The sequence below is a fragment of the Schnuerera sp. xch1 genome (assembly GCF_019931165.1).
GTDB lineage: Bacteria > Bacillota > Clostridia > Tissierellales > Tepidimicrobiaceae > JAIOUP01.
Genome location: NZ_JAIOUP010000015.1, coordinates 36,633 through 52,152 on the forward strand (window position 1 = coordinate 36,633; position 15,520 = coordinate 52,152).

The window sequence follows — 15,520 nt, forward strand, 5'->3', positions numbered from 1 at the left end:
AACTGCTATTTCATCTGCAGTTAGAATTTATATTAAAAACTAATCGCACTTAGTAAGCCAATGCCAATTTTTCTACAGCTTCTTCTAAATTATCTACAAAGAAAATGTCATTGCCGTTATTACACTCATAAATAAAATCATGCAAAGGCTTACTCGTATACTTGGAATAGTCACCGATTATTGCTATTTTAAATTTATAATTAATCAGTTTTTGACATACTTCACCTGCTATACCGCTGCTAAGAGTGAAGAACTTTTCACTTATACTATCTTTGTCTAAAATAATTCGGCTACAATCTTTTTCATATTTAACCGTCATCATAAGATCAAGCGCAGATTGCGAGTCAATTATTATAATATTTTCACTCTCAATATATAAAATGGAATCTTTATTACCTAAAAAAGTGTATTTCATTATTGCGTATCTCCTTCTTATTTTATTTGTTCAAGTATTGTATCATTAACATTTATTATACTGTGTCCTCTATCAGGAAAAACATTAATCCTTGCTTCTGGAATAAGCTTTTTCAAGCGGTCAACAGTCTCTATAGAATTCAGAATTATATCTTTTACTCCAACAAATAAGAATACTGGCATAGTCAGGTGCCTTATATCATCATCACTAAAAATAGGTATTGGTTCACGCCTTGAATTGAAATTTTGTGTTATAACTCTTTGATAGTTTAATATAATCTCTGGAATATCAACATCACCGTTAATTTTCTTAAACAATCTTCTGATACCTTTTTCACCGAACAACATATGAAATAATGCTGTAAATATAAATTTTTTGTTTTGTGTTCCTATACCAGCAGGACATAGTAAAACCAATTTATCAACTTTTTCTGGATATCGCATGGCAAATTTAGTTGCCAACCATGCACCTAAAGATGCTCCAATAACAACCGCCTTATTTATAGATAGCTCATTAAATACGTCATATAGCCATTCATCCAAATCTGATGTTGTAAATGGATATTGTCTCTCATCACTTCTCCCTGGTTCTCCAGGCATATCAATCGCATACACTCGATATCTTTGAGAATATTTCATGATATCACTTATCCACATACTTGAATTCATACTGCTCCCATGTAGCAAAACCATAGGTTGTGAGGAAATATCTCCCGCCGTTATCAAAAATGTATTTCCATGTCGAGTATTTATATTTACTTTTTCAAATGGTATTGTCAGCTCTTCAAGAAGCATATCATAGTATTTTAGTACTTCATCTCTGCCTCGTTCTGTTTTGAATGCTTTATTATAATTCATTTAAATTTCCTCCTTTTGTTTTAGGCTTAAAAACCATTTTTCTGCATCATTTATATTTTTAAATACTCTAAGAATATCATTTTTACTGCTTTCAGCAATTGAATCTTTAAATTCACTTTTTATGTTATTCATATCTTTAATAACAATTGCAGACTTAATATTATAAATTGTGAATTTTTGAAGTAAAGTTCCAACCAATCCTTTTTTTAATTCAAGTAAATCTTTAGAAAGTGTTTCACTATCGAATAACACAAATTGCGTATTGTTTTCAGTTAATGCAACAATTATGTCTAATATATTTTTCTCTGTATCAAGTTTATTTTCTGAATCACTAAAATAAATATAACTTATTTCATTACAGCTGTTTAAGGTATACTTCATAATACCGTTGTTTTTTTCTTCCCGACCACTCACTTTCATATTTGCATTTTCAATTACGTCATTCTCATTAGTAATATTAGCAATAGCTCCTCGCAAGTCTTGAATCCATTTCAATTCATTTTCGTATTCTTTTAGAATATTATTGTTGATAAAACTCCATACTGTTGTTTCCAAGGCAGTTGCTCTGTCCGATAAAAAAATAGTATTCTGTTTCTGATTTCTGTTTTTTTCCATTAATAACTGTGTCTTAATTTGATTTTCATATCCATTAAGAATCATGTTCAATTCATAGGTATTAATGTGATTGAAACATGCGAGCTGAATAAGAAAAGGCTTCTTTATTTCATTTGGTTCAGATGGAGAAAGCACCCATTCTTTTAGAGTAGCCAGCCCTTCATTGGTTATTGTATAAATTTTTTTTGTTGGTGAACTTTCTTGATGTTTGACTACATTAGTTACCAACCCTTTATTAAGTAGCTCTGTTAGCGATTTATATATTTGGTTATTATTTCCTGACCAATACATAAAAGTGGAGTTTTGAATAACTTTTTTTATATCGTATCCTGTCATTGACTTATAGCTCAATATCCCCAAAATTGCATAATTGATTGACATGTTTCAACCTCCTTATTTAATAACATATGTTAACAGTAACATATGTTATTAAATAAGTCAACAAATAAAATAAAGCCTATCATAATAAGTTGAGTAAAGACTTCACTTCTTGGGATTAAATATTTAGTTTAGATTTATATAAAACAAACGCACAAAGACTTTTACATCTCAGTGCGTTTATATTCTATGTCTCCCTACAAAATTTATCTCGTTTTACCCTATGTCATCTATAAATCACCCCAAAAACAGGGGTCAAAAAACGGTGTTTTTTTGCTCTTTTTTCGCTACAAAATCGTCCTCTGACTACTATATGTTGTGGTCAACCTCTACTTTTTCTCCTCCGAACCACAATACGTCATCAGAATTATACTCTCAACGTGAGCGGTATGAGGAAACATATCAACTGGCTGCACCTCTACTACTTTGTATCCTTCTTCCACTAAATATCCTAAATCCCTAGCCAATGTTGATGGATTGCAGGATACGTAGACTATCTTTTGTGGGTTAGCTTCTATAATTGAATCCACCAATGACCTATCCAATCCTTTTCTTGGTGGGTCTACTATTATGGAATCTAATTTAATGCCTTTTCCAATTAGTTTGGGAAGTATCTCTTCACTTTTTCCTAATACGAACTCAACATTCTTTATTCTATTTAACTTCGTGTTCTCCTTAGCATCTTCTATAGCTTCCTTTACAATTTCCACTCCATATACCTTTTTTACATATCTGGAAATATATAATGATATAGTTCCTATCCCACAATATAAATCTGCTACTATTTCTTCTCCTTTCGGGTCTAAGTATTCCACTACTTTATCATATAGTACTTCTGTTTGAACAGGATTCACCTGAAAAAAAGATTTTGGGGAAATTAAAAATTTATACTCTCCTATATAATCTATAATCTTATTCTCTCCAAATAATTTTATATACTTTGACCCTAGTACTACAGAGGTATCTTTATTATTAATATTTTGATATATACTTACTACATTTATATGTGATGAAAAAAGAACCGTCCTCAGTTCATCTTTGTGGGGAAGCTTTTCATCCTTAGTTACGATTATTACCATTACATTATTATCTTTAGTTGTTCTGATGATTAAATTTTTAATAACTCCTCTTTTAGTCTTTCTATCATAGCCTTCCACCTTGTATTTTTTCATATATTCCTTTATTAACTCTATTATCACATCTACAGTCTCTTTCTGGATGATAGACTTCTCTACTGGATATATGTCATGGGTTTCTCTTTTAAAATAGCCTATTTCGAAATTTTTACCTACTTTAAATTCTCCTTTATTTCTATATCTATAGGGATAATCCATTCCAATTGTATCTCTAACTGGTACATTTTTTATTTTTCCTATCCGTTTCAAATTATTTTTTACAATATCCTTTTTTAACTCCAATTGCTTTTCGTATTTCAAATTATGTAGTTCACAACCATCACACTGAGCAGAATATTCACATTTAGGTTCTACTCTATATGGCGACTCGTCCAATATTTCTAGTGTTTTACCTATTCCAAATCGTTTTTTAAGCTTTACTATTTCAAATAATACCTTATCTCCTAAGGTACAGCCTTCAATAAAAAAGGTAAATCCCTGGTATCTACCTACACCCATTCCTTTATTATTTATATCGATAATTTCTGATCTTATTCTATCTCCTATTCTAAAATTCATCATAAATACTCCTTTCAAAAAAACAAGGCACGAAACGTGCCTTTATAGAATCAGTTCCCCTATTTTTGCCTTTCTTGATTATACCCAACATTTTTATATATATACATTTAATGGTATAGTTACCACCTAATTCTTAACCTAGTATAACCTTTCATAATCATATTTTCTATCCTTATTTTAAAATAACCCCTATAAAAATCTCTAGTCACAGGTAATACCATAGTTATACCGACTATATCTGTTACAAACCCTGGTAACAATAGCAAAAATCCACCTATTAATATACTTAATCCTGCCAAAATTTCATCTCCAGGTATATTTCTTCTCGCCATTTCTCTATTTATATCTTGAATCACTAATTTCCCCTCAGTCTTTGCTAGATAATATCCTGCTACTCCTGTTAAAATTACAATAATTAGAGTATTACCGAATCCTATGGTTTGAGATGATCTAATCAATATATATAGTTCTAATATAGGAATAATAAGCATTAACAAAATTAGTTTTCTCATATTTTATCTCCTAACAACTCCCAGATATCTTTATGTTTTTTCTTAATATTTATAGGCCTAATATTCTTATCTACAAATGCATGTATAGTATAACCTTTTGCTAATAATACATTTTCATCTTTTTCAAATATAGAATACTCAAATTCTGATCTTACACCTGTTAGTTTCACCAATTTTGTTTTTATTATTATCTCATCATCATACTTAGCTGGCTTTATATATTTACAATTTGCTTCTATTACAGCTATTAGTATTCCTCTGTCTTCCAACTCCACATATGTCATACCCATACTTCTAAGTAATTCTGTTCTACCTATCTCAAACCATGTAAAATAATTGCCATTATATACAATCCCCATCTGATCGGTTTCTTTATATCTTACTCTTATTACTGTAGTATTCTCCATATTCTGACCACCTTTATAAAACTTGAGCTTCTCCTTTATATACTAATCCAGTAACTGCATCAACCGTTACTATATCACCATCTTTTAATACTCTAGTAGCATCTGTAGCACCTACTATTGTTGATTTTTCAAAGTTCAACCCAACTATTGCTGCATGAGATGTTAATCCTCCTTGTTCAACTATTATAGCTTCAGCTTGTACCATATATTCTACCATATCTTTATCTGTGTATTCACAAACTAATATATCTCCTTTTCTAAACTTATTTTTCAAATCTTCTTTATGACTTCCAATACAAACCTTTCCACAAACAGATTCTTTACCTATGCCTGTTCCCTTTAATAATACTTTACCTATAGTATGAACTTTTAATAAATTAGTAGTTCCTGAAACACCTACAGGTATTCCAGCTGTTATAACTATTAAGTCTCCTTCTTTTATATATCCTTTTAACATTGCACTATGAATTGACATATCTATAACTTCATCTGTATTACTACTCTTAATAGATAAAACAGGATAAACTCCCCATACTAAAGCTAATTTTCTCATAACCCTTTCAGATGTAGTAGCTGCTATTATTGGAGCTTTTGGTCTAAACTTGGATACTGATTTAGATGTATATCCTGATGAAGTAGCTGTTACTATAGCACTTGCTTTTAAATCTTCTGCCGTAGTACATGTAGCTCTACTAATGGCATTAGTTGTTGATATATGATCATCTAGCTTCCTCTTAGATTTCAGTATATCTAAATATTCAGAAGATGTTTCAGTTCTAATTGCTATATTATGCATTGTCTTCACGGCTTCTATTGGATACTTTCCTGCCGCAGTTTCTCCTGATAACATTATTGCATCGCTTCCATCAAGTATTGCATTAGCTACATCAGTCACTTCAGCTCTTGTAGGTCTAGGATTTCTTATCATAGAATCTAACATTTGAGTAGCTGTAATTACCGGTTTACCAGTTAAATTACACTTCCTAATGATTTTTTTCTGAAGAAGTGGAATCTCTTCAGCTTCTATTTCAACCCCTAGATCTCCTCGCGCTACCATTATCCCATCTGAAGCTTCAATTATCTCGTCTATATTGTCAACACCTTCTTGATTTTCAATTTTAGAGATAATTTCTATATGCTCCCCATTATTTTCCTCTAGCACTTTTCTTATCTGTAACACATCATCTGCTTTTCTAATAAATGAAGCAGCCACAAAATCCACACCATTTTCTATACCAAATTTTATATCACTAATATCTTTTTCTGTCACTGCTGGCAAGTTAATAGGGATATTAGGTACATTTACCCCTTTATGGTCTTTTAGTGTCCCACCGTTGAGAACAGTACACTTAATATCTGTTCCGTTAACAATTTCCTGAACTTTAAATTCTACTAAACCATCATCAATTAATATTTTATCTCCTTCTTTAACATCATTTGCTAATCCCTCATATGAAACACTGACTATAGACTGATCACCTTCTATATCTCTCGTAGTTAAAGTAAATGAATCTCCATCAGATAATATGGTTTCTTCCTCTTTAAAATTTCTCAACCTAATCTCTGGACCCTTTGTATCTAACATTATCGCTATAGGAAGTTCTAGTTCATCCCTTAATTTTTTTACTAAATCCATTCTCTTCTTATGTTCCTTATGATTCCCATGCGAAAAGTTAAGTCTAGCTACATTTAATCCGTTTAAAAATAATTCTTTTAAAATCTCTTCTTTTTCAGATGCTGGACCTAAAGTACAAACAATCTTAGTTCTTTTCACAATATCACCCCTCAGCTTAAATTGAAAGTATTTTTGCTATTTCATACATAGATGTATCAAAATCTTTCTTAGTATTCAATGCTTCTTCTAAGTCTATACTGAATATTTCGTTACATTTTATTCCTAAAGCTTTTCCACTTATATTAGATATCAATAATTCCACTGCTTTATTTCCCATTTTGCTTGCTAAAATCCTATCATAGGCTGTAGGCATACCACCTCTTTGAATATGTCCAAGTATAGTAACTCTAGTATCTGTATCAGCTTTATCCTGAATTGATTCTGCTACCTCATATGCATTTCCCACTCCTTCAGCCAATACAATTATATGGTGTAGTTTACCTCTATTTTTACCTTGGATCACTCTTTTACATACTTCATCTATATCAAATTCAACTTCTGGAACAATTATGCTTTCTGCTCCACCAGCTAGTCCTGCATAAAGAGCTATATCACCACATTCTCTACCCATTACTTCAACTATATTAGCCCTTCCATGGGATGTAGATGTATCCCTTAACTTGCTTATCGCATCTATAACAGTTTCTACTGCAGTATAAAATCCAATAGTATGATCAGTATATCCCATATCATTATCAATAGTACAGGGAATGCATATAGTTGGTACTCCTGAGTCATTTAATTTTTTTGCACCTCTAAATGTACCATCCCCTCCTAACACCACTAATCCATCAATATTAAATACTCTTAATATGTTTACTGCCTTGTTAAAACCCTTTTCATTCATAAATTCCTCTGACCTAGCACTCCTTAACATAGTTCCGCCTCTATGAATTATATCAGCCACAGAAGATAAATTCATCTCCTCTATCTTTCCATTGATAAGTCCATTATATCCTTCTTTTATCCCTAGAATATTTAATTTATTATAAATAGATGTTCTCACAACGGATCTAATGGCGGCATTCATTCCAGGAGCATCTCCTCCACTTGTTAAAATTCCTATTGTTTTCATACTTTGTCCTCCTATATTAATAAATATTTAAATAATTTCTAAATCAAATAGAACTGCTTGTATCTCATCAGCTTCAAACTCAGGAATCAATACTTCATATAAATCTTGATCATCTTCTTTACAAAATAACTTTAACTTTACTAAAAATCCTTCTTCTTTTAATGCTTTCTCAATTTTTTGCGCTGCATCCAATCCTGTAGCTAAATAAACTGCAGTCCACATCTTTACATTCTCCTAACTACATATTAAAAAATATGACATCTAAATCCTTATATTTATAATTATATTATAATTTTGCTACAATTTTTTCATGAAACCCTAACATTATTCTTTCCTAACATTTTAGCTAATTCGTCAAATAATGATTTTTGTTTCTTGTCAACCCACAAATCTCTTTGAGCCATAACTGTTTTATCACTCTCTTCCATGTATACATACACAGGAGTTTCTCCTCTGTATTTAGATAGTATTTCCTTTATGGATTCGAATGTGTCTAGTGATTTTCCTTTACAAATCTTTAAATAGACTTTTCCTTTCTTATACTTAGCTAATTGAGTAAGTTTTTCACATATTATTTTAGGTTCATCTTCTTCACTTGCACTAATCTTTCCTTCAATTACTACAAGACTATCTTCCTCTATCAATCTACTATATCTATCATAAGTAGCTGGAAATACAATACATTCTATTGCACCATATAAATCTTCTAAAGTGATAAATGCCATCATATTATTGTTCTTAGTTATTTTATTCTTCTTTGTATTTACAATACCACCTATCCTCACTCTTTTTCCATCTATATTTCTAGATATAGCATCTGCTAAATGATCTTGAACTTGCAATATCTCTGAAGTATTCATTGTAGAAATTTGTTTTAACTCCTCTTCATAAGGCTTTAGAGGATGCCCACTTATATATATTCCTAATGTCTCTTTCTCCATAGTTAATAAATTCTTTTGTGAAAACTCTTTTAAATCTGGTAAATTATCTTCTGACAATTTAGTGTCTATTGTTTCAAATATTGAAAACTGTCCTCTTATATTTCTCTTTCTATCTGAATGAATACCATCTATAGTCTTTTCAAATATAGCCAATAACTGTGCTCTATTTCCGCCTAAACTATTCATAGCTCCACATTTTATCAAACTTTCTATGGCTCTTTTATTCATCAAAGAAGGATTAATATTTTCAATTCTTTCACAAAAATCTGTAAAGCTACTAAATGGAGATTCCTTTCTTACTCTTATAATTCCATCTATCAAACCTTCTCCTACATTTTTAACTGCCATTAGTCCAAATCTAATCTTCCCGTTTACCACTGTGAATTTTTTAAAGCTTTCATTAATATCTGGAGGTAATACTTCTATTCCTAGTCTTTTGCACTCCTGAATATATAGCGAAACAGAATTTGTATTCCCCATTACACTACTTATTAGAGCGGCCATAAATTCTACAGGGTAGTAATATTTCAACCAAGCAGTTCTATAAGCTACTACTGCATAAGCTGCTGAGTGAGATTTATTAAAGGCATATTTAGCAAAATCAATCATCAGATCATATATTTTATTAGCAGTTTTTTCATCTACCCCATTTCTTAATGCTCCACTTATCACTACTTCGCCTTTTTCATTAGTTTCTCCATATATAAATCTCTTTCTTTCTTCCTCCATTACACCCATTTTCTTCTTACCCATGGCACGCCTTAATAAATCAGCTCTCCCCATGGTGAATCCGCCAATGTCCCTTACTATCTGCATTACCTGTTCTTGGTATACAATACAACCATAAGTTACATCTAAAATTGGCTTAAGTTTGGAATGTAAATACTCTATATTATCAGGATTATTCTTATTTGCAATATACTGAGGAATTTGATTCATTGGTCCTGGTCTGAACAAAGAATTGGCTGCTATTAAGTTCTCAAATTTACTTGGTTTTAATTCCTTTAAGAATTGTCTCATGCCAGCACTTTCAAACTGGAAGATACCCAGGGTATCTCCTCTTGCAAACATTTCTAAAACTCTTGAATCCTCGTAATTTAAATCAGAAAAGTCTATTTTGATTCCATGGTCTTTTTCAACTAAATCTATAGCATCCCTAATAACTGTCAAAGTTCTTAACCCTAAAAAATCCATCTTCAACAGGCCTAGTTCTTCTAATTCTATCATATTAAATTGTGTAGTAATAGCATCTTTATTTCTCGATAAAGGTACATAATTAGTAATAGGCTCCTTTGAAATTACCACTCCTGCTGCATGAGTAGATGTATGCCTTGGCAATCCTTCTACCGCCATAGCTAAGTCAAGGAGATGCTTAATCTCATCTCTCGACTCATACATTTCTCTTAAAGATTTATTTATTTCTAACGCTTTTGATATTGTAATACCCAATTCCATAGGTATTTGTTTGGCTATATAGTCAACTTCCCCATAAGGCATATTTATTGCTCTACCTATATCTCGTATAGCCCCACGAGCAGCCATAGTACCAAATGTAGCTATTTGTGCTACTCTATCTTCTCCATATTTTTCTACTACATAATCTATCACTTCTTCTCTTCTTTCATAACAAAAATCTATATCTATATCCGGCATTGATACCCTTTCAGGATTTAAAAACCTTTCAAATAATAAATCATGTTCTAATGGGTCTATGTCAATGATTCCTATTGCATAGGATACAATGCTTCCCGCTGCAGAGCCTCTACCAGGTCCTACCATTATTCCATTGTCCTTTGCAAATTTAATAAAATCCCATACTATTAAAAAATAGTCCACATATCCCATTTCTACTATAGTATTAAATTCAAAATCAAATCTATCCCTTATTTCCGAGGTGATCCTTTCATACCTATTCTGTAATCCTTCTATACAAAGCTTTTTTAAATATTCTACATTAGTATACCCTTCTGGTACCTCATATTCAGGTAAATGTAACGTATCAAAATCTATATCAACATTACATCTTTCACCTATCCATACTGTATTTCTTAAAGCTTCCTTTATATTGCTAAAAATGCTTTCCATTTCATAGTAAGATTTTAGATAAAATTCATCTGAAGGGAACTTCATTCTATCTTCTTCATTAATAGTCTTCCCAGTTTGAATACACAAAAGAGTATCATGAACTATTGCATCCTCTTTTTTTAAATAATGAACATCGTTGGTTGCTACTAATGGTATACCAGTTTCTTTGCTTAACTTTATCAGTTTATCATTTATTTCTTTTTGTTCATCCATGCCATGATCTTGTAATTCCAAAAAGAAATTATCCTGTCCAAAGATCTGGTTATATTTAAGGGATATTTCTTTAGCCTTCTCATAATTTCCATTTAGTAAATATTGCTGTACCTCTCCAGCTAGACATCCACTTAATGCTATAATTCCTTCACTATATTTTTTCAATACTTCATGATCTACTCTTGGTTTATAGTAAAATCCATTAACGTATCCTTCTGAAACTATTTTTATTAAATTCCCATATCCAGTATTATTTTCGGCTAATAATACTAAATGATATTGATTTTTATCCTTAGGCTCCTTTTCAGTGTATTTATTCATAGCGACGTAGACTTCACAACCTAATATTGGCTTCATTTCTTTTTCTTTAGCCTTCTTATAAAAATCAATCACTCCAAACATAGATCCATGATCTGTTATAGCTATTGTATCCATGCCTAATTCCTTAGTCCTATCTAATAGATTCCCTATTCTACTAGAACCATCTAATAAACTATATTCCGTATGCACATGTAAATGAACAAATTTATTATTATACTCCATAGTAAAACCCTTCCTGATTTTATTTATACCTATATTTTATCATAAATAGATATAAATAAAACTACAATCTGATAATCTGTTATTGATGTGATTTTTATGATAAAATAAATATATCAAAAGTTTTGGAGGTCTAAAGATGAACGATATAATAGTTACAAACAACAAAGATGTTTATGAAAAATACAAAGATGATTTTGAAATAGTATATAATGAAAAGTATACTTACTTGGATGTACTAAAATATGTAAGAAATCAAATCCATAATGGGCATAAACTAACCACGCATCCCCTATCAGGTAGTGTTAAGCCTAATGAAACGCCTTATAAAACAATAATGATAAGTAAAGAAAAAAATAAAATGGATTATGATAGTTTAACGATAATTGAAGATAGTATTAATACAACAAAAAAATTTATAGATAACAAGCCTACACCTAATTGGCCTGAAGAAATACTTGCTGATTTTAGAGTAATAGACTTATCGTTAATAGAAAACGTGATTAATAAAATAATCTAATGATAAATAATAACCCCTTATATATAAGGGGTTATTATTTATAGATCATTTAAACCATTTTCTACTAGGTCTATCAACTCTTCAATAGCTTGTTTTTCATCTACGCCATTTGCTATTATAGTAATCTCTTCTCCATCAAATGCTCCTAAAGACATAACCCCTATAATACTCTTACCATTTACCTTTTTGCCATTGAATTCTATATATACATTACAAGAAAACTTATTTGCAGTTTGCACAAATACTGCTGCTGGTCTTGCATGTAGTCCTACTTCATTGTTTAAAATTACATTTTTTGATATCAATTTTACTTCTCCTTTCTCTTCAAATCCTCAGCAATTTTTTCAATCCTTCTAAATCTATGATTGACTCCTGATTTACTTACAGGTGATTTAAGCATAGCTCCTAATTCTTTTAAACTAGCATCTCTATTTTCTAATCTTAATCGTGCTATTTCCTGCAAGTTTACAGAAAGTTTATCGATTCCAATCTTATTATCTATATATTCAATATTCTCAACTTGTCTTATAGATGCGTCTATAGTTTTACTTAAATTAGCAGTTTCACAGTTTACAAGCCTATTTATATTATTTCTAACATCCTTGAAAACCCTCACATCCTCAAATTTAAGCAGTGATTGATGAGCACCTATTATATTAAGCACATCTACTATCTGTTCTCCTTCTTTTAAATATACTACATGGTTTTCCTTTCTTATAACTACCTTAGCATTTAAATTGAATGAATTTATTATTTCTAGTAAATCATCGCTATGTTCTTCATTATTGGTAACAAATTCTAAATGATAGGACTTTTCTGGGTCGCTTATAGAACCACCACCTAAAAATGCTCCCCTTATATAAGCTCTTTTGCAACACCTATTCTTCACTAAAACCTTCGGAGCTCTATAAGCAACGACATAATCACTATCTTTTTCGTCTGTTATAAATCCTATATCTTTTAATATTTTCTTTGTCATATTCCCATTAGGTACAACTATTAAATAATTGTTATTTTTCTTCAATTGTCTATTTCTTCTTACCATTACTTCAACATCTGTCTTATATAGCATCTTGAGTAGAGTAAATATCCTTCTGGCAACAGCAGCATTTTCAGTAACAAATTTTAAACTTATTCTCTTCATTCCTGAAATTTGTATTGTACTATTCATTCGTACAATAGCTGCAACTTCAGCTATAGCACAACATCTATTGTCAATAGATAATCTCGATATTTCATTTTTTGTAATTGATGAAAAAGACATTTTATCTCTCCTACTTCCATTTTATAAAAATTTTAAAGCTTTTTTTATAATCTTTCTTTCATCCCTATATTTTACCAGTTTTATCACCTTATCCTTATGGACAAATCGAGCTTCTACAAAGCCTTCTCTTTTTTGAGGCACAGATTCCATACTATTGGTTTCCATAAGGTACCAATGAACAGTCTTGTAAACGGTTTCATTTCCTTTAATATTCTTATAGGTAAAATGGACCATACCTATATATCTAATAATCTCTGCTTTTACTCCGCTCTCTTCAAATACTTCTCTTATAGCAGTGTCGCGAATATCTTCATCTTTTTCTATTCTCCCTTTAGGCAATACCCAATCTCCATTAAATTTTTTCAATAACAATATTGCATTGCCAAATATAACAACACCCCCAGCGCTAACCTCTTCGAACACTGAAACCATCTCCTATTAATAATAACTATACGGATATTAAAGTTATTATACTACAAATAAGAATATTATGCTAAATAATTTTTAAATATCGACTATAATATAGTATTATAATAGTATATATAAAGTTAAAGGAGGCTTTTTATGGAATTAAATGTTGATTATGCAGTAGAAAGATTAGTATCTTTGCTTAAAATCCCAAGTCCTTCAGGGAATACAAAAAAGGCTATTGACTTTGTAAATGAAGAATTTAAAACTTTAGGTATACGTACATATATGACAAATAAGGGAGCATTAATTGCTACCATCAGAGGTAAAAATCAAAATAAGGAAGTTACCCTTTCTGCTCATGTTGACACTCTTGGTGGGATGGTAAAAGAAATAAAGTCCAGTGGAAGAATCAAATTTACACAAATTGGTGGCTATGTTATGAATACTGTAGAAGGTGAATATGTTTATATAGAAAATAGTAATAACAACCTATATTCTGGTACTATACTCACAACTAAGGCTTCATCTCATGTTCATGGACAAGAGACGAAAGAAATAGAAAGAAACATGGAGAATATGGAAATTAGGCTAGATGAGAAGGTGTCCTCTAAAAAGGATATTGAAAATCTTGGAATCAATATTGGAGACTATGTATTCTTTGAACCTAGAACAACTATTACAAATAGCGGTTTCATTAAATCTAGACATTTAGATGATAAGGCTGGAGTTGCTTCTCTGTTGGGTATAGCAAAATATCTAGTTGATAATAATATTAAACCTAAATATACTACTAATTTCTTTATAAGCAATTATGAAGAAGTCGGACATGGCGCTAGTGCAGCTATTCCTAATAAAACTTTTGAATTTATTGCAGTAGATATGGCGGCTCCTGGAAAAGGTCAATCTTCTGACGAATATAGTGTAACAATCTGCGCAAAGGATAGCTCAGGTCCTTATGATTTAGAACTTAAAAAGAAACTTGTTAATCTTGCAGAAAAAAATGATTTAAGTTACAAAATTGATATCTATCCCTATTATGGTTCAGACGGTTCAGCAGCATTGAAGTCAGGCTATGATATCAAAGTTGGACTAATTGGTCCTGGAGTCGATGCATCTCATTCATTTGAAAGAACTCATAAGGAAGCTATAGAAAATACAGTAAAACTAGGTATCTTATATTTAACAGAATAAATTTATTAAAATATCGTTAAATCATCTTATGATTTTATCATATTACATAATATTACCACGTTTAAAATCTGGTAATTTCTTTAAAATATAGATGAGGTGATTTAATGAATATTAACGAAAAATTTATCATAAATTTACAAGGCAAATCCTATGTCACCTATGAGGGATTATTAGATCTTGGTCATCAAATGAATTTAAAATCAATTGAAGTAGAACTAATACAAATCCCAACAGAAGAAAACGGCATGATAGCAATTTGTAAAGCTACTGCTACAACTGATAACGAAACTTTCACTGACTTAGGTGATGCTAGCCCTAGATCCGTTAATTCGAGAATAGTACCTCATTTAATTAGAATGGCATCTACTCGTGCTAAAGCAAGGGCTCTTAGAGATTTAACCAATGTTGGAATGACTGCCTTTGAAGAACTATCAATTGATGATGATAATGTTAGTGAGGAAGAAACCTATATGACTAATGTAGATAATCCTCCTACTAAAAGACAATTAGAAACAATTAAAAAATTGGCAGATGAACTAAACGCAACTGTTAACTACAATAAGCTAACAAAAAAATCTGCAGGTACTCTCATATCTAAAATGTTAGAAGAAGTAAAAAAAACATAAAAGATTAATAAAAGGGCGATCAAATGAACTGCCCCATGTCAAGTAGACAACTAAATTAATTAAAAATTTATGCACTTATGGATGCATGGTTTCGATATTCT

Annotated in this window: 16 protein-coding genes; 3 read left to right on the top strand and 13 right to left on the bottom strand. The window is 30.9% G+C overall.

Annotated elements, in window-relative coordinates; all coding sequences use genetic code 11:
- Nucleotides 1-49: 49 nt before the first annotated feature.
- The 10 genes from K8M07_RS10370 to K8M07_RS10415 form a co-directional block, all read right to left on the bottom strand.
- On the bottom strand, nt 50-415 hold the full coding sequence (locus K8M07_RS10370; protein ID WP_223378551.1) for a DUF4180 domain-containing protein: 366 nt from the start codon (nt 413-415) through the stop codon (nt 50-52).
- 17 nt (nt 416-432) lie between these two features.
- A complete protein-coding gene (locus K8M07_RS10375) occupies nt 433-1,272 on the bottom strand; it encodes an alpha/beta fold hydrolase (RefSeq protein ID WP_223378553.1) in 840 nt (279 codons plus the stop codon).
- Entirely contained in the window at nt 1,273-2,268 is a 996-nt protein-coding gene (locus tag K8M07_RS10380; RefSeq protein ID WP_223378555.1) for a DUF4180 domain-containing protein, read from the bottom strand.
- Between the two features lie 326 nt (nt 2,269-2,594).
- Nucleotides 2,595-3,959 carry a 23S rRNA (uracil(1939)-C(5))-methyltransferase RlmD gene (gene rlmD / locus K8M07_RS10385; RefSeq protein WP_223378557.1) on the bottom strand — a complete coding sequence of 455 codons (1,365 nt, stop codon included), beginning with the start codon at nt 3,957-3,959 and terminating at the stop codon, nt 2,595-2,597.
- 119 nt (nt 3,960-4,078) lie between these two features.
- The gene (locus K8M07_RS10390; protein WP_223378559.1) at nt 4,079-4,471 is read right to left on the bottom strand and encodes an FxsA family protein; all 393 of its coding nucleotides are present in this window, start codon (nt 4,469-4,471) and stop codon (nt 4,079-4,081) included.
- Nucleotides 4,468-4,878 carry an acyl-CoA thioesterase gene (locus K8M07_RS10395; protein ID WP_223378561.1) on the bottom strand — a complete coding sequence of 137 codons (411 nt, stop codon included), beginning with the start codon at nt 4,876-4,878 and terminating at the stop codon, nt 4,468-4,470. The genes K8M07_RS10390 and K8M07_RS10395 overlap by 4 nt, the downstream gene beginning before the upstream one ends.
- 13 nt (nt 4,879-4,891) lie before the next feature.
- Nucleotides 4,892-6,655, bottom strand: a complete 1,764-nt coding sequence (gene pyk / locus K8M07_RS10400) for a pyruvate kinase (RefSeq protein ID WP_317845498.1) — start codon at nt 6,653-6,655, stop codon at nt 4,892-4,894.
- A gap of 13 nt (nt 6,656-6,668) precedes the next feature.
- The gene (gene pfkA / locus K8M07_RS10405; protein WP_223378563.1) at nt 6,669-7,628 is read right to left on the bottom strand and encodes a 6-phosphofructokinase; all 960 of its coding nucleotides are present in this window, start codon (nt 7,626-7,628) and stop codon (nt 6,669-6,671) included.
- 27 nt (nt 7,629-7,655) lie between these two features.
- Nucleotides 7,656-7,850 carry a hypothetical protein gene (locus K8M07_RS10410; RefSeq protein WP_223378565.1) on the bottom strand — a complete coding sequence of 65 codons (195 nt, stop codon included), beginning with the start codon at nt 7,848-7,850 and terminating at the stop codon, nt 7,656-7,658.
- An 86-nt stretch (nt 7,851-7,936) separates the two neighbouring features.
- Nucleotides 7,937-11,410 (bottom strand): DNA polymerase III subunit alpha, encoded by a 3,474-nt coding sequence (locus tag K8M07_RS10415; protein WP_223378567.1) that lies wholly within the window; start codon nt 11,408-11,410, stop codon nt 7,937-7,939.
- Between the two features lie 136 nt (nt 11,411-11,546).
- On the opposite strand from K8M07_RS10415, the gene K8M07_RS10420 reads away from it, so the two are divergent.
- Entirely contained in the window at nt 11,547-11,927 is a 381-nt protein-coding gene (locus tag K8M07_RS10420) for a GrdX family protein (RefSeq protein ID WP_223378569.1), read from the top strand.
- A 38-nt stretch (nt 11,928-11,965) separates the two neighbouring features.
- Here the strand turns inward: K8M07_RS10420 and K8M07_RS10425 are convergent, their stop codons facing one another.
- The 3 genes from K8M07_RS10425 to K8M07_RS10435 are packed head-to-tail and all read right to left on the bottom strand — an operon-like array spanning nt 11,966 to nt 13,614.
- Nucleotides 11,966-12,232 (bottom strand): HPr family phosphocarrier protein, encoded by a 267-nt coding sequence (locus K8M07_RS10425; RefSeq protein WP_223378571.1) that lies wholly within the window; start codon nt 12,230-12,232, stop codon nt 11,966-11,968.
- 2 nt (nt 12,233-12,234) lie between these two features.
- The gene (gene whiA, locus K8M07_RS10430) at nt 12,235-13,191 is read right to left on the bottom strand and encodes a DNA-binding protein WhiA (RefSeq protein ID WP_223378573.1); all 957 of its coding nucleotides are present in this window, start codon (nt 13,189-13,191) and stop codon (nt 12,235-12,237) included.
- A gap of 21 nt (nt 13,192-13,212) precedes the next feature.
- Nucleotides 13,213-13,614: an NUDIX hydrolase gene (locus tag K8M07_RS10435; protein WP_223378575.1), complete on the bottom strand. Its 402-nt coding sequence runs from the start codon at nt 13,612-13,614 to the stop codon at nt 13,213-13,215.
- Between the two features lie 141 nt (nt 13,615-13,755).
- Here K8M07_RS10435 and K8M07_RS10440 point away from each other — a divergent pair, with 141 nt between their 5' ends.
- Together K8M07_RS10440 and K8M07_RS10445 are read left to right on the top strand one after the other, a co-directional pair.
- Nucleotides 13,756-14,793, top strand: coding sequence for a M42 family metallopeptidase (locus tag K8M07_RS10440; protein WP_223378577.1), 1,038 nt, complete (start codon nt 13,756-13,758; stop codon nt 14,791-14,793).
- Between the two features lie 104 nt (nt 14,794-14,897).
- Nucleotides 14,898-15,419 (top strand): hypothetical protein, encoded by a 522-nt coding sequence (locus K8M07_RS10445; RefSeq protein ID WP_223378579.1) that lies wholly within the window; start codon nt 14,898-14,900, stop codon nt 15,417-15,419.
- Nucleotides 15,420-15,520 lie beyond the last annotated feature (101 nt).

Coding starts and splice junctions, on each gene's coding strand:
- K8M07_RS10390 (WP_223378559.1), bottom strand. CDS start 4,471: ATGAGAAAACTAATTTTGTTAATGCTTATTATTCCTATATTAGAACTA.
- rlmD (WP_223378557.1), bottom strand. CDS start 3,959: ATGAATTTTAGAATAGGAGATAGAATAAGATCAGAAATTATCGATATA.
- whiA (WP_223378573.1), bottom strand. CDS start 13,191: ATGTCTTTTTCATCAATTACAAAAAATGAAATATCGAGATTATCTATT.
- pfkA (WP_223378563.1), bottom strand. CDS start 7,628: ATGAAAACAATAGGAATTTTAACAAGTGGAGGAGATGCTCCTGGAATG.
- K8M07_RS10415 (WP_223378567.1), bottom strand. CDS start 11,410: ATGGAGTATAATAATAAATTTGTTCATTTACATGTGCATACGGAATAT.
- K8M07_RS10440 (WP_223378577.1), top strand. CDS start 13,756: ATGGAATTAAATGTTGATTATGCAGTAGAAAGATTAGTATCTTTGCTT.
- K8M07_RS10375 (WP_223378553.1), bottom strand. CDS start 1,272: ATGAATTATAATAAAGCATTCAAAACAGAACGAGGCAGAGATGAAGTA.
- K8M07_RS10420 (WP_223378569.1), top strand. CDS start 11,547: ATGAACGATATAATAGTTACAAACAACAAAGATGTTTATGAAAAATAC.
- K8M07_RS10410 (WP_223378565.1), bottom strand. CDS start 7,850: ATGTGGACTGCAGTTTATTTAGCTACAGGATTGGATGCAGCGCAAAAA.
- K8M07_RS10370 (WP_223378551.1), bottom strand. CDS start 415: ATGAAATACACTTTTTTAGGTAATAAAGATTCCATTTTATATATTGAG.
- K8M07_RS10445 (WP_223378579.1), top strand. CDS start 14,898: ATGAATATTAACGAAAAATTTATCATAAATTTACAAGGCAAATCCTAT.
- K8M07_RS10395 (WP_223378561.1), bottom strand. CDS start 4,878: ATGGAGAATACTACAGTAATAAGAGTAAGATATAAAGAAACCGATCAG.
- K8M07_RS10380 (WP_223378555.1), bottom strand. CDS start 2,268: ATGTCAATCAATTATGCAATTTTGGGGATATTGAGCTATAAGTCAATG.